Origin of the sequence: Kordiimonas lacus, from assembly GCF_001550055.1 — a bacterium.
In the GTDB taxonomy this organism is placed as follows: domain Bacteria; phylum Pseudomonadota; class Alphaproteobacteria; order Sphingomonadales; family Kordiimonadaceae; genus Kordiimonas; species Kordiimonas lacus.
On sequence record NZ_LRUA01000001.1, the window covers coordinates 94,392 to 111,897 of the forward strand.

The 17,506-nt window shown below is 58.7% G+C and carries 20 protein-coding genes; 9 read left to right on the plus strand and 11 right to left on the minus strand.

Annotated features, from left to right (window positions below):
* Nucleotides 1-15: 15 nt before the first annotated feature.
* A complete protein-coding gene (locus KORLAC_RS00425) occupies nt 16-939 on the plus strand; it encodes a DMT family transporter (RefSeq protein WP_068301130.1) in 924 nt (307 codons plus the stop codon).
* A gap of 195 nt (nt 940-1,134) precedes the next feature.
* On the opposite strand, the gene KORLAC_RS00430 is transcribed toward KORLAC_RS00425, so the two are convergent.
* The 4 genes from KORLAC_RS00430 to KORLAC_RS00445 form a co-directional block, all read right to left on the minus strand.
* Entirely contained in the window at nt 1,135-1,896 is a 762-nt protein-coding gene (locus KORLAC_RS00430) for a type 2 periplasmic-binding domain-containing protein (protein ID WP_068301134.1), read from the minus strand.
* A 94-nt stretch (nt 1,897-1,990) separates the two neighbouring features.
* On the minus strand, nt 1,991-2,686 hold the full coding sequence (locus tag KORLAC_RS00435) for a GNAT family N-acetyltransferase (RefSeq protein WP_241493348.1): 696 nt from the start codon (nt 2,684-2,686) through the stop codon (nt 1,991-1,993).
* A gap of 4 nt (nt 2,687-2,690) precedes the next feature.
* Complete coding sequence (locus KORLAC_RS00440; RefSeq protein WP_068301137.1) at nt 2,691-3,002, minus strand: DUF1272 domain-containing protein; 312 nt, start codon at nt 3,000-3,002, stop codon at nt 2,691-2,693.
* Between the two features lie 6 nt (nt 3,003-3,008).
* A complete protein-coding gene (locus KORLAC_RS00445) occupies nt 3,009-3,671 on the minus strand; it encodes a pyridoxamine 5'-phosphate oxidase family protein (protein WP_074519523.1) in 663 nt (220 codons plus the stop codon).
* Nucleotides 3,672-3,778: 107 nt separating this feature from the next.
* Here KORLAC_RS00445 and pdxR point away from each other — a divergent pair, with 107 nt between their 5' ends.
* The 4 genes from pdxR (at nt 3,779) to KORLAC_RS00465 (ending at nt 8,428) form a co-directional block, all read left to right on the plus strand.
* On the plus strand, nt 3,779-5,233 hold the full coding sequence (gene pdxR / locus KORLAC_RS00450) for a MocR-like pyridoxine biosynthesis transcription factor PdxR (protein ID WP_068301140.1): 1,455 nt from the start codon (nt 3,779-3,781) through the stop codon (nt 5,231-5,233).
* 94 nt (nt 5,234-5,327) lie between these two features.
* Nucleotides 5,328-6,086 carry a carbonic anhydrase gene (locus KORLAC_RS00455; RefSeq protein WP_068301143.1) on the plus strand — a complete coding sequence of 253 codons (759 nt, stop codon included), beginning with the start codon at nt 5,328-5,330 and terminating at the stop codon, nt 6,084-6,086.
* The gene (locus KORLAC_RS00460; protein WP_068301145.1) at nt 6,070-6,867 is read left to right on the plus strand and encodes a hypothetical protein; all 798 of its coding nucleotides are present in this window, start codon (nt 6,070-6,072) and stop codon (nt 6,865-6,867) included. Before KORLAC_RS00455 ends, KORLAC_RS00460 begins: the two co-directional genes overlap by 17 nt.
* Before the next feature lie 136 nt (nt 6,868-7,003).
* A complete protein-coding gene (locus tag KORLAC_RS00465; RefSeq protein WP_074519524.1) occupies nt 7,004-8,428 on the plus strand; it encodes a sodium-dependent transporter in 1,425 nt (474 codons plus the stop codon).
* Between the two features lie 81 nt (nt 8,429-8,509).
* On the opposite strand, the gene KORLAC_RS00470 is transcribed toward KORLAC_RS00465, so the two are convergent.
* A complete protein-coding gene (locus KORLAC_RS00470) occupies nt 8,510-8,926 on the minus strand; it encodes a SufE family protein (RefSeq protein WP_068301147.1) in 417 nt (138 codons plus the stop codon).
* Nucleotides 8,927-9,076: 150 nt separating this feature from the next.
* On the opposite strand from KORLAC_RS00470, the gene KORLAC_RS00475 reads away from it, so the two are divergent.
* The gene (locus tag KORLAC_RS00475; RefSeq protein ID WP_068301152.1) at nt 9,077-10,408 is read left to right on the plus strand and encodes a spinster family MFS transporter; all 1,332 of its coding nucleotides are present in this window, start codon (nt 9,077-9,079) and stop codon (nt 10,406-10,408) included.
* A 16-nt stretch (nt 10,409-10,424) separates the two neighbouring features.
* Here KORLAC_RS00475 and KORLAC_RS00480 read toward each other — a convergent pair whose 3' ends face one another.
* The 5 genes from KORLAC_RS00480 to KORLAC_RS18840 form a co-directional block, all read right to left on the minus strand.
* The gene (locus tag KORLAC_RS00480) at nt 10,425-10,655 is read right to left on the minus strand and encodes a hypothetical protein (protein ID WP_068301154.1); all 231 of its coding nucleotides are present in this window, start codon (nt 10,653-10,655) and stop codon (nt 10,425-10,427) included.
* 235 nt (nt 10,656-10,890) lie between these two features.
* The gene (gene pspC / locus KORLAC_RS00485; protein WP_074519525.1) at nt 10,891-11,280 is read right to left on the minus strand and encodes an envelope stress response membrane protein PspC; all 390 of its coding nucleotides are present in this window, start codon (nt 11,278-11,280) and stop codon (nt 10,891-10,893) included.
* Nucleotides 11,267-11,494 carry an envelope stress response membrane protein PspB gene (gene pspB / locus KORLAC_RS00490; protein WP_074519526.1) on the minus strand — a complete coding sequence of 76 codons (228 nt, stop codon included), beginning with the start codon at nt 11,492-11,494 and terminating at the stop codon, nt 11,267-11,269. Before pspB ends, pspC begins: the two co-directional genes overlap by 14 nt.
* Nucleotides 11,495-11,535: 41 nt before the next feature.
* Nucleotides 11,536-12,237: a phage shock protein PspA gene (gene pspA / locus KORLAC_RS00495; RefSeq protein WP_068301160.1), complete on the minus strand. Its 702-nt coding sequence runs from the start codon at nt 12,235-12,237 to the stop codon at nt 11,536-11,538.
* A 156-nt stretch (nt 12,238-12,393) separates the two neighbouring features.
* Nucleotides 12,394-12,561, minus strand: coding sequence for a hypothetical protein (locus KORLAC_RS18840; RefSeq protein WP_160328563.1), 168 nt, complete (start codon nt 12,559-12,561; stop codon nt 12,394-12,396).
* A 220-nt stretch (nt 12,562-12,781) separates the two neighbouring features.
* On the opposite strand from KORLAC_RS18840, the gene pspF reads away from it, so the two are divergent.
* Together pspF and KORLAC_RS00505 are read left to right on the plus strand one after the other, a co-directional pair.
* The gene (gene pspF / locus KORLAC_RS00500) at nt 12,782-13,813 is read left to right on the plus strand and encodes a phage shock protein operon transcriptional activator (RefSeq protein WP_068301496.1); all 1,032 of its coding nucleotides are present in this window, start codon (nt 12,782-12,784) and stop codon (nt 13,811-13,813) included.
* Between the two features lie 90 nt (nt 13,814-13,903).
* On the plus strand, nt 13,904-14,260 hold the full coding sequence (locus tag KORLAC_RS00505; RefSeq protein WP_068301163.1) for a hypothetical protein: 357 nt from the start codon (nt 13,904-13,906) through the stop codon (nt 14,258-14,260).
* A gap of 13 nt (nt 14,261-14,273) precedes the next feature.
* On the opposite strand, the gene KORLAC_RS00510 is transcribed toward KORLAC_RS00505, so the two are convergent.
* Complete coding sequence (locus KORLAC_RS00510) at nt 14,274-15,647, minus strand: putative O-glycosylation ligase, exosortase A system-associated (protein WP_074519527.1); 1,374 nt, start codon at nt 15,645-15,647, stop codon at nt 14,274-14,276.
* A gap of 141 nt (nt 15,648-15,788) precedes the next feature.
* Between KORLAC_RS00510 and KORLAC_RS00515 the strand changes: the two genes are divergently transcribed.
* Nucleotides 15,789-17,489, plus strand: coding sequence for an amidohydrolase (locus KORLAC_RS00515; RefSeq protein ID WP_068301169.1), 1,701 nt, complete (start codon nt 15,789-15,791; stop codon nt 17,487-17,489).
* Nucleotides 17,490-17,506 lie beyond the last annotated feature (17 nt).

Genomic DNA, 17,506 nt, shown 5'->3' on the forward strand with positions numbered 1-17,506 from the left:
CAGCAGGATAGAAAGATGACCGATCATATTCAGCGTGCCCCTGCGCTTGGCGCCCTCCCTGTACCGCCAGCCCCCCTTGTTGGTATTGTTTGCGGCCTGTCGGCAGCTTTCATCTGGGGCACCTGGCCGGTCGTGACGTCCATTGGCGTCAATGCCGATGCGCTCACCCCCTTTCAGCTTGTTCTGCTCAGGTTCGCCGTGGCTGGCCCCTTGCTGCTGCCTTTTGCTTTTCGTGGCAACCCGGGCCTGAAGGAATGGGGCCAGGCGCTGGTGATGATGCTGGGCGCAGGCTTCCCCTATAGCCTTGTGGTCTCAAGCGCGTTTGAACATGCGCCCGCGGGCCACGGCGGGGTGATCATTCCCGGCACCATGCTGGTGACCAGCCTTGTGCTGGCGCACATCTGGTTCGGGGAGAAAATCACCCGCACCCGGGCCCTTGGCGCCGCGGCCATCATCACCGGGCTTGTCTGCCTGGCAGGCGGCGGCATGGTTCCGTCCCTCAAGGGTGACCTCCTGTTTATGGCGGGCGGCCTGATGTGGGCGGGCTATACCTTCTTTGTACGCCAGTGGCCCACCAACGGGCTTGTGATTGCGGCGCGGGTCTCTGTGCTGTCTCTTCTCTTGGTGGCGATCGGCAGTGTGTTCGGCCTGGCCGACGGCATCACGGGCGTGGCGCGCGAGACGATCCTTACACAGGGCCTGTGGCAGGGTGTTGTCTCCGCCATCCTGGCACTGGTGCTTTTCAACAAGGCCGTTGGCTATCTGGGGACCAGCCGGGCAGCGACACTGAATGCCTTGATCCCGGTTGTCGCCGTGGTGCTGTCGTTCCTGGTGCTGGGCGAAGTGCCCTCGCCGGTTGAGCTTCTGGGCCTCGTGGCCATCATCGGCGGTATTGGCGTGGCCATGGGCGTGCGCCTTCGCAGGATAAGAAAGCCTTGAGCGACCACCCAACAACTTTTGTCAAAGGATGAAACCATACACTGGCACTTCAAAAGCGCCACCAACGAAACACCGCAGACATAACTATAACAGAACCCCTCCTGAGAAAGCTGAACCTCCCATTCAGGCTTACCTCAGCCCCTGTATCCCGAGTGCGGCCCACTGGCCCCGCTCGGGTTTCTTTTTTTCAGAGCATCATTGGGGTGTCAGGCCAACCAGATAGCGGTCCAGCAGCGCTTCAAGTGTGCGCCCACAATTCAGCGCGCGGGCAGACCGGTTGATGTGGGCGATAAAAGCTTCTGTTTGCGGTCCCTTATGGCACACAACCACATCCTTGCTCTCCAACACGCTCATATCTCGCGACACGGGATACCCAAGGTAACCGGGCTCACGCGCCTGCAGGAACCGCACGTCCAGATCAACCGCCACCAACGCGGCAACACGCCCGATATCGAGAAGCTGAAATCCTTGCTGCAGGGTTCGGCTGGGCAGCACCAGATCGGCAGGATGCCCCATCTGTTCAGCAATGAAAGGCACGTTGCCAACGCCGGTGTCGATAGCAATCATCTTACCCTTGAGGCTTTCGAATTCCTCAATCGGGTCCGCCCCTTTGGGCCCATAGAGCTTCATTTTGAAGGTAAAGATCGGGTCCGACACCAGAAGCTGCTTTCCGGAAAGTCCGAAGGGCTCATAGTAGCCAGCCACGGCAGAGCCCGCGAACAGACAATCACTGCCCCGCTGTACGAACTGGTTTTCCGCCCGCTTCAGCGGCGCCATTTTCAGCTCTACCGGTTGGTCATAGCCGTCGGTCAGCAATTCGAAGGCTTCATGGTAGGGGCCCGTGCCGTTTGGCTCAAATACGCCGCGCAGTTCGGTGCCGAATATCCGGAGCGGATCAGCCGCGCAAGCGCCGGATATGAACAGGCCCAAACAGGCCGAACCTATGATAATGCGCAAGGACAGACCTCATGCCTCCTCTCCCCCGAGACCATCAATGGTAGGCCACAGCAGAAGAGACATCAAGGGAATTGGCCGTTCCAGGCAAGGGGGCCTAAAGCCCCTCACGGTAGCTTTCGAGCGACGCTTTCTGTGTGCCGGCCGCAGTAAAATTTTCCTGTGCCAGCCAGGCGCGGAAGGCCGCCTTCAGGCCCGGCCATTCACTGTCCAGCATGGAATACCAGGCGCTGTCGCGGTTGCGGCCCTTGACCACCATGTCCTGTCGAAACGTGCCTTCGTAAGAAAATCCAAAGCGGATGGCGGCGCGCATGCTGGCGGCGTTGGCGTCATCGCACTTCCATTCGAACCTCCGGTAGCCCAGGTCATCAAACACATAGGCCGCCATCAGGTAAATGGCCTCGCTGGCAATGCGCGTGCGCTTGAGCTTTTCACCAAAGGCCACACAGCCCACCTCGGCGCTGCCGAAGGCTTGGCGGATACGCATATAGCTGGCCATGCCAAGGATTTCCAAAGTGGCTTTATCGCGGATCACCATGGTGCGCCAGCCGCCAAGCTGACGAATGGCCTCAAGCGAGTTTTCAAAAGCCTCTGCGCCGTCTTCAAACGGGCCGACGGGCATATAGTCCCACAAGTTCCGGTTCGCCTCACCCGCGACGGCCGCATACAGCCCATCCCGGTGCTGGGCCCATTCCAGCGGTTCCAGCCTTGCATAGGTGCCGGAAAGCACCGCGTCACCTGGCTCCTTACACCCGGTCCAATCCTTGAGGCTTGGTTTGGTCATACCGTCCATGGGCTTATCTCTTTTCTGGGGGAATGGTTTTGATGGTCTGTGCGTAGGCCTTGTGGGCGTGACCGTCCACCGGTTTCAGAACCCGCTTGTCGCTAGGCTTCTGCCGGCTGCGCGACACCCCGGCCCGCCATTCGGTCGCCGGGCGAACGGGGCGCGACACAAAGCCGCCACCACAGTTGGGGCAAACGTTTTCCAGCACACTTTCCACGCAGTCCGCGCAGAAAGTGCACTCATAGGAACAGATCATGGCGTCGGTGGCGTCTGGCGCCAGGTCCTTGTCGCACTGTTCGCAGTTTGGCCTGATATCCAGCATCAAATTGTCCTACCTATTGTTCCAGTCATGACCCGGCATCAGCCGGTGATTGAGCGCCGCGCGCACACCTTCAGGCGCGCCCACGGGCCCACGCTGCTGTGTCGTCAGCGGAATGTGCCCGGACCAGACAGGCCAATCCACATCCTCCGTATCGCCGTCACCCGGGCCGCCGTCGCGTACCTTGGCAGCGGCGTCCGTGATTTCCATCACCACCAGCGCCGTTGCCTTGCGTTCCTGGCCCGTGATCGGCCTCAGCTGCGACCAGCGGCCGGGGGCAAGCTGCTCGAAAAACAGTTCCATCTGGCGGTCAAACTCTGCGGTGTCGGTCACCAGCTCCGGGCGGCCATAACAGATGACGGACCGGTAATTGGCACTTGTGTTGAAAGCCGACCGCGCCAGCACCAGGCCATCCAGATGGGCCACGCTCACACACGCTTCCTTGCCGCTTGTCACCTCCCGGATCATGCGGCTTTTCGAGGCACCGTGCCAATAGAGCCGGTTGCCTTCACGCCAATAGCTGGTGGGAATAATCTGTGGTTGGCCGTCCACTTCATACGCCACATGGCACAGGAAGTGACTGTCGAGGATGCCGTATACGGTTTCCTCATCATAGCAGGCGCGCTTGTGGCCACGCTTTACCCGGTTTCGCTCGTTAATCGTGAACTCGGTCATGTCTTTTTCTCTGAACTCTGCCAGCCTCAGCACTGGACATGGCCGCAGCTTGCGATACTATTGATCCCACCAGAAGGTCCAATTCGTATTTTTTAAAGGGTCCAATTATGACTGGCGCCAACGCCCGCCGCCGTACCGACCGAATGGTGGAAACCCTGCTGACACCCGGCCTAAACCCGGAGAGCGACAAACCACTGAACGAGCAGCTGATGCTCCTTCTGCAGGACGCCATCCTGAACGGCCACCTGCATGCGGGGGACCGCCTGCCCGCAAGCCGCGCCATGGCCAGCCGCCTGGCGCTGTCGCGCAACACGGTGCTGGCAGCCTATGACCAACTGATGGCGGAAGGCTACCTGGAAAGCCGCGTGGGTGCAGGCACCTTTGTCAGCAGTGACCTGCCCGACCATTATTTGACTGTAGGGAACGGCGCCAACCAGAAGGCAGCAGCGCCACCGGAACGAACAATCCGGCCCCTTTCCGGCATGCCTGCCCTGGACCAGTTCCCATTCGCGCTGTGGGCCCGCATCGCTGGCCGCGTATGGCGCCACGCAAGCGAACAGCAGCTTCAGCACAATGACCCGGCGGGATACCGACCGCTTCGGCAGGCCATTGCAGACTATCTGCAGGCCGCGCGCGGCGTGGTGGCGGATGCAGACCAGATCATGATCACGTCGGGCCTACAGCAGGGCCTGAAGTTTGTCGCCGAAAGCGTTGTACCGCACGACCACACCCTGATCCTGGAAGATCCTGGCTATCCCGGTATCCTCAGGACGGCGGAACATCTGCCCCACTCGGTTGCCTTCACTGGCGTTGACGACAGCGGCGCTATGGTGCCATCAGACACCCACGGCGCGCCCGGTATGCTGCTGGTGACACCCAGCCGACATTATCCGCTGGGGTCCACCATGCCGATCAGCCGTCGGCTTGAGCTGCTGGAGTGGGCACGCGAGCATGACGCCCTCATCATCGAGGACGATTACGACAGCGAGTTCCGCTATGGCGGGCGGCCTGTTCAGTCCCTGCAGGGACTGGATGGCGGCAGCCGGGTGGTCTATGGCGGCAGCTTTTCCAAGTCGCTGTTCCTGTCGCTGAGGATCGGTTATCTGATCCTGCCGCGCGACATTGCCGCCAAAGTGATCCGCCACCGGGAGAAAACAGAGAGCTTCCCGCCGCTCAGCGACCAGATGATCCTGGAGCGCTTCATTGCTGACGGTCATTTTGCCCGCCACCTCAGACGGCTGCGCGCCATCCACAAGTCGCGGCTGCAGTGCTTCTTTGATGCGGCAAGCGCGGGCCTTTGCCGCTACTTCACCCTGGTGCCCACCGACGCCGGGCTGCATATAGTTGGGCTCGCCGGCGACAGGCTTGCACAGCTTGATGACACGAGCCTGGCAAAAGCGGCGCACCGCAGCGGTCTGGGGGCCGTGCCGCTTTCAGGCACCTATAATCATGCCACGGCACAAAAGGGCCTGCTGTTCGGCTTCGCCAACATTCCTGAAGCCGCCATGCCTGAAAGGCTGGACCAATTTGTCCGGGAACTAGATGAAATTACAGGCTTTTAATAGCGCGCTCCCCATAGTAGCCTAGGGCCAAGATCGGCACACAAAGGGTGGCCTGTTGATTGTTCGCCGCCCAATGCCGCACCAGGAGGGGTAGATGATCCGAAAACACGCGTTGGCTGCCACAATGGCCATCATCGGCACCGCGACAGCTGCGTCCGCGCTTCAGCAGAGCATGAGCTTTGGCGAAAACTGGAGCTATGGTGGCAGCGATGGGCCTGACGCCTGGTCCACAGTCGCGCCGGCATGCGGCGCGGGCATGCAGTCACCCATCGTTATTTCCGGCACCGAGCCGGCCGTCATGCACCGGCTGGAGACGCTCTATAATGTGACACCGGTTGCCACCCAGAATGCCGCCAACACCGTACAGCAGAACTATGAGCAAGGCAGCCTCCTGCGGGTTGGACCCAAGGTTTTCATCCTGAAGGAATTTCATTTTCATACCCCTGCAGAACACCGGGTTCTGGAGCAGACCTTCCCGATGGAAATCCAGTTCACCCACCAGGCGCTGAATGGGGAAATGGCCATTGTGTCGGTTCTGGTGAGGGAAGGCAGGGCCAATCAGGCCGCAGAAGAACTGCTACCCAACCTGCCGATTGAGCCAGGCCAGGGCATCAACCTGCCGAATGTGAAGATCAACGCGCGGGACTTCATGCCCCAGGAAAAAGACTATTACCGCTATATGGGGTCCCTGAGCCACCCACCCTGCACGCCCGGCGTAAACTGGTATGTGCTGAAAACGCCGATTGAGTTTTCCGCCGACCAGATCAAGCTGATCCAAGGCATTGTGGGCACCAACAACCGCCCGGTCCAGCCGCGCGACAACCGGATTATCCTCGATGCGCAAACTCAGTAAATCCGGCATGTCCATCACGGCAAAAGGCGCAGGCTTCGCGCTGTCCCTTCTGCTTGTCGCGGCTTGCTCCAGCGGGCCGTCAGGGCCCAAGCCAACAGCCGGCGCCAAGCGCGCACCAAACCAGGTAGCCAACGCGCTGTGTGAAGGCCGCGCCGCAGATGCCGTTACCATGCTGACCGCCGAGCCCCTGTCGGGGCCCGTGGACCGCTTCTTCACTGCGCTGGCGATGGAGAAAAGCGGCCATCCCGTTTCGGCCCGGAAAATCTATGCGTCCCTGATGACCTCAGGCGCGACCGATCCTGTCTATCTGGATTGCGGCAGCGAAGTGTTCGCGAACGGCACTGTGTCTGGCGAAGCAGCCCGCCGCCTGGCCGTGATCGCGCAGGACCTCCGGTCCCTCGACGTTGCGGCAACACGGCCACAGACCCTGCACGAAGGCCTGCCCACCCTTGATGGCAGCAGCATCAGTGCCGTCAGGCCGTCCAGCGGCTTTTCCAGCACGCCCATGACAGTATACCGGCCAGCTTCCACGTCCCCCCTGGGACGCTGGTTCGCCCACTTGGAATCCTACAAGACCTATCAGTCCGCCCAGGCAAACAAGCCAACGCTTGAAGCCAAGTTCACCTCCCTGAAAGGCTATATCGACCAATGGGAAGTGAATGTTTCCGGGGGTGTTGTGCGCCTTGGCGTGCGCCTGGACGAGCGGGAAGACGCGCGGCGCCTATGCCAGCAGGTCAAAAGCAATGGCGACTATTGCGCGGTGCTCGATACGGCGCCATAAGCCTTGGTTTACGGACTTCTCCGGCCACCAAAGATTCCGCTAGCCTCTGGGGCGCCTTCTTTCTATGATGGCGCCCAATTTACGCATGGGTCGTGATCCTGCGTAATAAAACACAGTAATCTGGGGAGAGGGACTTATGGCTGGAGCAGCGCAACACGCTCATTGGTCATCACGCTGGGCCTTTATCATGGCCGCCGTCGGTAGCGCCGTCGGGTTGGGCAATATCTGGAAATTTCCATATGAAGCAGGCCAGGGGGGCGGCGGCGCCTTCGTGATGGTCTATCTGCTTTTTGTTTTCTTTATCGGTACACCAATGCTGGTGGCAGAGCTTTCGCTTGGGCGGCGTGGGCAACTGTCTCCGATTGGATCGATGAAAAAGATCGCACAAGAAGAGAAGCGCAGCCCGCTTTGGGGGCTGATTGGCTGGTCTGGCGTTGTCGGCGCCTTTATCGTGATCAGCTTCTACTCGGTCGTCGGTGGCTGGACATTGGCCTATATGGTCAAGTCAGCAATGGGTGCTTTCAGCAACATTGATGCCCAGACAGCCCAAGACACGTTTGTAAGCTACATTTCAAATCCTGTCATGACGCTGGTGTCACACTTCGCCTTCATGGGCATCACTATCTTCATCGTGGCCAAGGGTGTGCAGGGCGGCCTTGAAAAAGCGGTGACCTACCTGATGCCGGCTCTGTTCGCCATTCTTCTGGTACTGGTCGTCTATTCCGGGTTCACCGGCGATTTCGCCAAGACAGTGGATTTCCTGTTCAATCCGGATTTTGACGAACTGCTCTATAAAGCCAACTCGCCAGAAGCCATCGCTGCAGGCGGTGCCGCTAAAGTATTCAGCCTTGATATGGTCCTTCAGGCCTTGGGGCAGAGCTTCTTCTCGCTGTCGCTGGCGCTTGGCTCTATCATGACCTACGGCTCGTACCTGACGCGCGATGTGAATGTTGGCAGGTCTGCGCTGACAATTGCCGCAGCAGACAGCTCCGTGGCCCTGATGGCGGGCCTTGCGATCTTCCCGATCGTTTTCGCCTACGGCCTGGATGTTGCTGAAGGCGGCGGCCTGGTGTTCATGAGCCTGCCAATTGCCTTTGGTCAGATGCCATTTGGTATCGTCGTCGGCACGTTGTTCTTCGGTCTGCTGGCCGTGGCAGCGATCACCAGCTCCATTTCGCTTCTGGAACCTCCGGTATCCTACGTTGAAGAAAAGACCGGCTGGAACCGCCGCAAGGTTGCGATCACCATGGGTGTTGCGGCAGGCGTGCTTGGCGTGCTGTCAGCCTACAGCCAGGGTGACAACATGCTGTCCAGCATCAGCATCTTCGGCCTGAGCATCATGGATGCCAAAGACTTCCTGACCAACAACATCATCATGCCACTGGGCGGCTTGTTTACTGCCCTGTTCGTGGGCTGGTTCGTCAGCCGCAAAGCAATGATGGAAGAATTGGCGATGGAAGATAAGACCTTCCGCATCTGGTACTTCCTGGCACGCTTCGTCAGCCCAACTGCGATCGGCATTATCTTTATCAAGATCATCTACGATACGGTCGTGGGCTAAGCCCAGGCGACCGGCACAAACAAGAAAGGCCCCGGGCATTCCGGGGCCTTTTTCTATTGTAGCGACAAAACTGCTACCGGGTCAGGCCGCTTCGGCAATGCCCCGAATGCGCTCCACCATCGAAAACAGGCCGTTGGCCCGCATGGGTGACAGGTGCGCCGCAAGACCGAGCTTGTCCAGAATACCCTTGACGTCGGTGGCCAGGATTTCTTCTGCCGTCTTGCCTGAATAAATCAGCAGCATCAGCGCCACGAGGCCCTTCACGATATGGGCGTCGCTGTCACCGCGCAGCTGGATGCGGCCTTCTGCGTCCACTTCAGGCACCAGCCACACCTGGCTCTGGCAACCACGCACTTTATACTCGTCCGTCATTTCGCTTTCATCGAGTGGCTCCAGCTTGCGCCCCAGGTCGATCACATAGCGATAGCGGTCTTCCCAATCATCGAGAAACTCGAATGTATCCAAAATTTCAACGATCGTTGTATTTTCAAGTGACATAGTCTATATCCAAACACCGGTGCCTTGACAGGGAGGCCGAATGACCGACCTAATGCCTTGCGTACAGACAGTGTGTCTATCGGATTGGCCGGGGGAGTTAAAGGCCAAAAGCCGAAAAAGAACACACGACACAAAGCGAGGGGAGCGCATATGTCACCGAACCAAGACGGTTATCCACGCCCGGCCTATGCCTGGTATATGGTGATCCTGCTGCTGATTATCTACACCTTCTCGTTCATCGACCGGCAAATCCTTGGCCTTCTTGGGCCCGCCATCAAGGCGGATTTCGGCATCTCGGATACTGAATTTGGCCTGCTTACAGGCTTTGCCTTCGCGCTTTTTTACACCTTCTTCGGCCTGTTTTGTGCCCGCATCGCCGATAGCAAGAGCCGGCGGCTGTTGATTGCCGCTGGCCTGTTTCTCTGGAGCCTGATGACAGCGGCCTCCTCACTGGCGCGCAGCTACAGTTCGCTGTTCCTGATGCGCATGGGCGTGGGCGTGGGCGAAGCCGCACTGGCGCCCGCCGCCAACAGCCTGCTGGCAGACAGCTTCCCGAAGAAACGCCTGGCGACAGCGCTCAGCGTCTATTCCATGGGCATCCCGATGGGTTCGGCCATCGCCTTTATCGTCGGCGGCGCCGTGATCGACCTGGCCGAAAGCCTGCCTGATGTGGAAGTCCCCGGCTTTGGCATGATGGGCAGCTGGCAGAAGGCCTTCCTGATGGTGGGCATTCCCGGCCTTTTGTTGACCCTGATGATGCTGACGGTGAAAGAACCCATTCGCAAAGGCGCAACACAGGGCGGCAAAAGCATTCCGGTGCGTGACGTGATCAAGCATGTGAAGGATCGTGGCCGGGCCTACGCGGGTGTCTGCCTTGGCGTTTCCTGTGTGGCAGCGCTGGGGTTTGGTACGCTCAGCTTCCTGGCCTTTTTCTTTTACCGCTATCACGGCATGAACCCGGCTGATGTGGGCAAAACCTTTGGCACCATTTCGCTGTTTACCGGCCCTGCAGGGCTGTTGCTGGGTGGCTTCCTGGCGGACCGCTGGCTGGCGCAAGGCAAGAAGGATGCCCATATCCGGGCGCTCCTGGTGGCCCCTGTGATGTATCTGGTGCCGTCTCTCGCGCTACCATTCATTGCCGACACTACTGTTGTCTGGTGGGTGCTGGGCTTCTCTAATATCTTTATCAACCTGCCGTCGGGCATTGCCTTTGCAGCCCTTCAGATCATCACGCCAAACCAGATGCGCGGTCAGGTGATCGCGCTCTATGTGCTGGCCACCAATATCATCGGATACGGTGCCGGCCCTCTGCTGATCGGCGCCTTCACAGACCATCTGTTCGGCGATGAAATGCTGCTAAATTACTCGCTGGCACTTGTGGCTGCGATCACGACGCCGCTGTCCATCGGGCTGTTGTTGTGGGGTCGCAAGGCTTTTGCAAAAGCGCTGACGGAAGAAGAGGCGCGCCTGAACGCCGACTAGGGCTAGGCGCCGCGCCTCAACGCACTTCCCTGACCGGATCGGTTTCGGCCCGCTTGGCGGCGTGGGGACGTTGGCGCAAGGCCAAACCCTGCGTGTCGATTACCGCCGCGCGAATGAGCGGCCGGTGCTGATACACCAGCTCCTGATAGTGGCGGTCTGCTGCAAGCATATGGGGGTTCATCTCACTCGCAATCGCGGGCGATGTGGCGTTCAGCCCAAGGGCCAAACCAAAGATAATTGCACTCATGTCACTCACTGTCCTTGCTGTCTGCCTTACCCTTTAACGGGGGCCCTTTACCGGGCTCATCGGCTTATCTCGGTGCCTTTTAGGCACTCTTCGTTACCATCAGGTTAAACCATCCGGCTTGATAAAAAAAGGGGCAGGCCCGATCAGCACCTGCCCGTTGTCTCTGCACTTCTCTCGGGAGAAAGGGAAAGTTCTCTAGGAAGGGAAGGCTTCGACAAATAGTCCCTTGAATAGTCTAGTCCTCGAGGGCCTTCAGTTCCCGCTCCAGACGGAAGCGCTTGCTGGTCATATAGGCCTCCATCTCGGACGTGCGGCGCTCGATATCGCGGAACCGGCGACGCAGCTCAGCAGCTGTATAGTCCGGGCTCTTGCGCGTCTGCTTCCAGAACTCTTCCTCGTTCTCGTCCTCATAGAGACCTTCAGGCTTTGGGTCCAGCGACATCCCCAGGATGAAGTAACCGATCAACAGCCACGGCATGGTGAAGAGGATGCCAAAGAAAGCCAGGAACCGTACGACGCCAACCTTGATATCGAAATAGTCGGCAATACCCGCGCATACACCCATCACTCGCCCTTTTACAGGGTCTTTATAGAGTTTAGTCGGGCGTCCTTTAGAATTTGTCATGGTGGCGGCTCCTCCAGTCTGGCACTTCGTCATCCATGATCCGTTCCATGGTGCGAAGGCGGTCTTCCAGGCGGTCTGCGGCGGTGCGCAGGTCACCCAGCGATGCTTCGTCTTCCGCGGTGATCCCCTTCATCTGCTTCCACTTGGTGATATAGTGAAAGATGATCCAGAGAGGGGCCACGATCACGAGCAATAAGATCGGTACAACGTCCATTTTAAGTTCCCCTAGTCATTCTTGTTTTTGTTGGGCGCCGATTATTTCGACGCCGATTTTTTTGCTGGAGCTTTCGCGCTCGTCGTGCCTGCGGCTTTCGCCTTCAGGGCAGCCAGTTCCTGTTCAATCTCATCATTGCTTTCAAGTTCCTTGAAGGCGTCTTCGAGATTCTCGCCGCGACCAATGGCCATGGCTTCTGCCTCACCTTCCAGGCGGTCAAGACGGGCGTCAACTTTGTCGAACCGGTCGAACGCGTCCTGGATGCGGTTGTCATACAGGTTCTTGCGTACACGCACCTGGTTGGAAGCTGACTTATGACGCGCGGTCATGCTGGCTTTCTTGGCGCGAGCTTCACGAAGCTTGGCTTCAAGCTTGATGACATCTTCCTCATTCCGGCCCAGCGCTTCAGAGAGATGCTTCATCTCTTCTTCAAGGTGCGCTGCCATGTCAGCCACTTTGGCTTTCTCGATCAGCGCGCCTTTGGCAAGGTCGTCACGACCTTTGGAAATCGCCAGTTCGGCTTTCTTTTCCCAGTCGGTCGTTGCCTGCTTCACCTTCTTGATGCGGCGTTCCAGATCTTTCTGGTCGGCAATCGTCTTGGCGGCGGAGGACCGAACCTCAACCAGCGTGTCTTCCATTTCCTGGATGACCATACGGATGATTTTTTCAGGATCTTCCGCCTTGTCCAGGATGGCATTGATGTTGGAATTGATGATGTCGGTCAGGCGTGAAAAAATACCCATTTTATACTTCCTTTCGTATGTCCTCGCTACGTGTCCCGGGCTTTTGCCATTTTTTGGGACGTGCTCCCCGATCCTCGCTTTTATTATTATCGGGTTGCTGTGTTAGTCGCGGCCCCGGCATCCCTCTTTTTGGGGTTAAACCGGGGCCAGGTTGAACTAGTTGAGACGACGCTGACGTTCCATGCGGCGGCTGCGGCGGCTTATCTGTGGCAGGCGGCCATCTGAATGGCGCACCAGACCAAAGCCTGCAATCACACCAACTGCTTCCATCCCCTCGCGTCGTGTCCCGGGCGTTACCGGCATCATGTGGAGCATCTTGGTCATTGTTGTCGTCCTCTAGTTCTTGTTTCGCTGTCTTGTGTTTGTTTTTTTGGTGTCAGTCTTTTTTGTGCTGACATCTCCCTTGTTTGCAGGGGGTGTGCCAGTTTTTCAAAAATTGTTAAGCCATTGTTTTGTAATGGTAAAAAATTTTACCCCTTGAATAACCGATAAGGGATACAGAAATAATTACCAATATTTGGTGTTTTTCACTTACTATTGGCACATGATTAAAAAACAAGATCAAATCATTGGCGACAGCCCCGCCTTTCTGGACATGATGGACCAGATCAGCCGCGCAGCACCGCTGGACCGGCCGATGCTGGTGATTGGTGAACGCGGCACAGGCAAGGAACTGATCGCCTGGCGCCTGCACTATCTGTCAAACCGCTGGAACAAGGCCTTCCAGAAGATGAACTGCGCGGCGCTCGCGGAAACGCTGCTGGAAAGCGAACTGTTCGGCTATGAACCCGGCGCCTTCACCGGCGCGCGGAACCGCCGCGCAGGCCGGTTCGAGGCGGCGGATGAGGGTAGCCTGTTCCTGGATGAAATCGGCACCATGAGCATGGCCGCGCAGGAGAAGCTGCTGCGCGTGATCGAATATGGTGAGTTCGAGCGTGTCGGCGGCACGGACACCATCACCGTGGACGTCCGCGTGATCGGCGCCACCAACATTGACCTGCCAGCCGCCGCCGACGCGGGCGAGTTTCGCCATGACCTCCTGGACCGCCTGGCGTTTGACGTGATCACGGTGCCGCCGCTCAGGGAACGACGGGAAGATATCATGCTACTGGCCGAACATTTCGGCATGGCCATGGCGCGCGAGCTGGAATGGCTGGTGTTCCCTGGCTTTTCCAAACAAGCGACCGAAACCATGATGGACCACCACTGGCCCGGCAACATCCGCGAACTGAAGAATGTTGTGGAACGCGCTATCTACCGCGCGTGGGACGGCGAACAGCCGGTATGCGACATTACCTTTGATCCGTTCGAAAGCCCCTTCCGGCCACCTGCCAAAACCAACCGGCGACTGCCAGCGACTGCTGCACCCGCGCCCACTGCATCGCCCCCGGACCCCGCCACACCCTGCCTGCCAGACGGCCCCTTTGACCTGCGTGAGGAAGCGGCGAGCTTTGAGCGCAAACTTTATGAACATGCGCTGGCGGAAAACCGCTTCAACCAGCGCGCAGCAGCCAAGCATGTTGGCCTGACCTATGACCAGTTCCGCCATGGCCTGAAGAAGCATGACCTACTCTGAAAACCCCGTGAAAATTGCCGTGATCGGTGAGATCGCGGCTTGACCACACCCTGCCCCAAGCCCATAGTGCGGCCCATGTCAGAGCATCTCATGATCAAAAAGCGCCAGAAGCGGCGCAAGGCCGGGGCCCTGAACCTCCGGATGAAGCATCTTTTTGGGCTGATACTCCTGAGCCTTGTGGCTTACGGCGCCTTCCGTTTCTGGGTGGGCAACCCAATGGAAAGCCTGTGCGGCGACAATTGCGAAAGCATGTACAGCCTGATGGGTTGGGTGCTGGGCTTCGCCATCATGCTGGGAACTGTCATTCTGGCAGGAGCCGCGATCGGGTTACTGGTTGCCTTCATCCGTCGCCGATCAGGTGCACAAACCCTGGATTTTGCGGCGAAGTATGATGCCGGGCAAACACCCGCCCCTGAAGAGACGCCCAAGTCGGACACCCAGGGCTGACCGACTAAAGCGATCAGGGCAAGCCTCGTGCCGCCCTGCCTTGTCCATTCCGGCCACCGCCATTTTGATACGGCGACCACTTCTTGGACGAAGGAGGCCGGGGTGCCACATCCTCTCCTGCTTCAGCCGAGCTTTCCGCACGGTCACCCCGCGCAATCAGTTTGTCACCAATGACAAAGCTGAGCACAATGATCGCCAATAGATCATGAAAATAGTCGAAGGTCGCAATATTAACCGTCAGGCCACCAGCAGCATATGCAACCAGCGACAACTGGCAGGCGGCACACAAGTCTCCCAACCATCGTGTATGTTCATAGGATCGGTATCGTTTTGCCGCCGTACCGCCGGCATACCAGCCGGTGAACAGGATGGTCAGCCAAAGCACCAGGCCTGTATAACCATGCTCGCCCAAAACCTCGAAATAAATCGAATGTGGTGCCCGCGCCCTTTCGCCCGGGCTCATATAGAGCTCCCGCGCCCGCGGCACATAGAACACATCAAACCCGCCACCTTCAATCGGGTTGTCATCCGCCAGGTTGGAGGAAAACTTCCACATCACCACCCGCCCACGGAAGCTACTGTCCTCCGTGGTTTTTTCCGAGCTTTCAATCCGATTTTTCCAGCTATCGGGCGCAAAATAATAGCCGCCGCTGGCCAGCACCGCCATGACAACAATCGCTGTAAACTTCCGCTTGGTTTTCATCAACAGCATGAATGACACAGCAGCAAGCGCGGCAAAGCCACCGCGTGACTGGGTACCAACCACTGAAATGGCGAAACACAAGGCCAGTCCAAGAGCAGGCCATTTCAGGAAAGGTTTGGGCGGATGCTGGAAGAAATAGAGCGCAAGCGGCAATGACATAGCCATTGCAACGGCCAACTGGTTGTTGTCCCCCATCATGCCGCCGGCGCCCTCCACACGACCACCGCCACCGGTGGCAATCGTATAAAACCCGCCCTTGAGGCCGATGAAAGCCATCGACATCATCAGGACATACAGCATCCCCTTAAGGCGATTGGGTGTCTGCATCGTCATCACAGCTACAAATGTGAACAGCAGAATCTTGAACAGATGGATAAATTTCTCAATGGCTCTGCCTGGGTCGAAGGCCGCAATGGTGGTGACGACAATCCAGATGAAATAAAGGATCAAAAGGACAACAACAGGATGCGTCGGCAGAGACTTTTTTCTGCCGTCCATCACCAATCCAGCCATGGTGGCAAGCGCGACATAATCGAGAAACCCAAAATATTGGGCGAATCCGTAGGTATAGGCGTGCGGGTTCATATGCGACAACCAGAACCACAGCAGAATACCGACCACCGGACGGAAAAAGGCGAAGGGCAGCCACCCCAAAACAATCAATGCAACAACTATGTCACGCACGGCTTGAACCTTCCCCTGTCCCTTTTGGACCTGGCCACATTGTGGCCTCTCCGCATGCAAGGTGCAAGGCCGGACTAACCCTTTCCCTTGACACACCTTTTTGCCGACATAGCATGAAGGCCTCAGATCAGGAGATGCACCATGCGCCCCATCAAGTTTCTACTCACCCTACTTGCCTTTGCAGGCACCACCGCGACCGCAGTTGTCGCACAGGATACTGCCGCACCGGTACCGTCCAGCCCTGTCGCCGACATGGTGATCTGGGGCGGACCCATCTATACAGCAGATGACGCCAACCCCAGCGCTGAAGCCGTTGCCATCAAGGACGGTGTGTTCATCCATGTCGGCACCCGGGCGGACGCCGAAGCCCTTGTGGGTGATGCGACAACCGTCCTGTCGCTGGACGGTGCAGCACTTTACCCTGGCTTTGTGGATGCCCACGCGCACCTTCACGGCATTGGCGAGAGAGAGCTGACCCTGAACCTTGAGGGCATCGATTCTCTCTCAGGTGTGAAGAAAGCTGTTGCTGACTGGCGCACCAAGGAACAACCCAGCCTGCTGGTAGGTCGCGGTTGGATCGAAACCCACTGGCCGGAAAAACGCTTCCCGACCCGCTGGGACATCGATGCGGTCGTTGAAGATATCCCGGTGATCCTGACCCGCGCTGACGGCCATGCCGTTGTCGCCAACTCCAAAGCACTGGAGATGGCCGGTGTCACGGGCGCAACCGAGGCGCCCTATGGTGGTGAGATCATCAAGAATGCCCTGGGCGAGCCCACTGGCATGCTGGTGGACACAGCCATGAGTCTGGTGTCCGGCCTTGTGCCTGCGCCGACGGACGCTGACGTTGACCGGGCGCTGGTGACAGGCGCACGCGTCTATGCCGAATATGGCTGGACCGGGCTGCACAATATGTCCGTGCCCATCAGCCGCGTGGATGCACTGGAGCGCCTGGCAGACGCCGGTGATGTGGACATCCGTGTCTATAACGCCATCGAGCCCGAAGACGCCCCAAGCCTGTTTGCCTCCGGCATGCGCCAGAACGCGGACGGACGCATCATCACCCGCGCCATCAAGCTTTATATGGACGGCGCGCTGGGCTCCCGCGGGGCGGCGCTTCTGGAACCCTATTCCGATGCGGCCTCAACGGGCCTCTTGATCACCACCAAGGAAGAAACCATGCCAATCCTGAAGCAGGCGCTGGGGTCTGGCATCCAGATCGCCATGCATGCCATCGGCGACCGCGGCAACCGCCTGGTGCTGGACTGGTTCGAGGAAGCCTTCGGTGACGTGCCCACGATTGAGCGGGCGATTGCCGACCCGCGCTGGCGCGACGAGCACACCCAGATCGTGCATCCGGATGACCTGCCGCGCTATGCCCAGCTGGGCGTCATCGCGTCCATGCAGCCAAGCCATGCAATCGGTGACCTGCATTTCGCGCCGGACCGCCTGGGCGATGACCGCCTGGTGGGCGCCTATGCCTGGTCCAGCCTGATCGCCAGCGGCGCTTTGGTTGCGGGCGGGTCTGACGCGCCGGTCGAGCGCGGTGACCCGATGATCGAGTTTTATGCCGCTGTCCACCGCCATGACCTGAAGGGTTTCCAGGGCGAGAACTGGCACGCAGAAGAAGCCGTGACCCGCACCGAAGCCCTGAAGATGTTCACCCTGTGGCCAGCCTATGCCGCCTTCGCTGAAGACCGGCTGGGCAGCATCACGGTGGGCAAGGAAGCCGACCTGACGGCCTTCGACCGCGATATCATGACGGCGGTGCCAGCTGATATCCCGAAAACCAGGGCCATCCTGACCGTGGTGAAAGGCAATGTCGCCTATATGGCGGAATAGAGCGGATAACCTCTAAA

Bases quoted from the DNA above. Each gene is read 5' to 3' on its own strand.
- KORLAC_RS00425 (WP_068301130.1), top strand. From the start codon at position 16: ATGACCGATCATATTCAGCGTGCCCCTGCGCTTGGCGCCCTCCCTGTA.
- KORLAC_RS00435 (WP_241493348.1), bottom strand. From the start codon at position 2,686: ATGGACGGTATGACCAAACCAAGCCTCAAGGATTGGACCGGGTGTAAG.
- KORLAC_RS00445 (WP_074519523.1), bottom strand. From the start codon at position 3,671: ATGACCGAGTTCACGATTAACGAGCGAAACCGGGTAAAGCGTGGCCAC.
- pdxR (WP_068301140.1), top strand. From the start codon at position 3,779: ATGACTGGCGCCAACGCCCGCCGCCGTACCGACCGAATGGTGGAAACC.
- KORLAC_RS00455 (WP_068301143.1), top strand. From the start codon at position 5,328: ATGATCCGAAAACACGCGTTGGCTGCCACAATGGCCATCATCGGCACC.
- KORLAC_RS00460 (WP_068301145.1), top strand. From the start codon at position 6,070: ATGCGCAAACTCAGTAAATCCGGCATGTCCATCACGGCAAAAGGCGCA.
- KORLAC_RS00465 (WP_074519524.1), top strand. From the start codon at position 7,004: ATGGCTGGAGCAGCGCAACACGCTCATTGGTCATCACGCTGGGCCTTT.
- KORLAC_RS00470 (WP_068301147.1), bottom strand. From the start codon at position 8,926: ATGTCACTTGAAAATACAACGATCGTTGAAATTTTGGATACATTCGAG.
- KORLAC_RS00475 (WP_068301152.1), top strand. From the start codon at position 9,077: ATGTCACCGAACCAAGACGGTTATCCACGCCCGGCCTATGCCTGGTAT.
- KORLAC_RS00480 (WP_068301154.1), bottom strand. From the start codon at position 10,655: ATGAGTGCAATTATCTTTGGTTTGGCCCTTGGGCTGAACGCCACATCG.
- pspC (WP_074519525.1), bottom strand. From the start codon at position 11,280: ATGACAAATTCTAAAGGACGCCCGACTAAACTCTATAAAGACCCTGTA.
- pspB (WP_074519526.1), bottom strand. From the start codon at position 11,494: ATGGACGTTGTACCGATCTTATTGCTCGTGATCGTGGCCCCTCTCTGG.
- pspA (WP_068301160.1), bottom strand. From the start codon at position 12,237: ATGGGTATTTTTTCACGCCTGACCGACATCATCAATTCCAACATCAAT.
- KORLAC_RS18840 (WP_160328563.1), bottom strand. From the start codon at position 12,561: ATGACCAAGATGCTCCACATGATGCCGGTAACGCCCGGGACACGACGC.
- pspF (WP_068301496.1), top strand. From the start codon at position 12,782: ATGATTAAAAAACAAGATCAAATCATTGGCGACAGCCCCGCCTTTCTG.
- KORLAC_RS00505 (WP_068301163.1), top strand. From the start codon at position 13,904: ATGATCAAAAAGCGCCAGAAGCGGCGCAAGGCCGGGGCCCTGAACCTC.
- KORLAC_RS00515 (WP_068301169.1), top strand. From the start codon at position 15,789: ATGCGCCCCATCAAGTTTCTACTCACCCTACTTGCCTTTGCAGGCACC.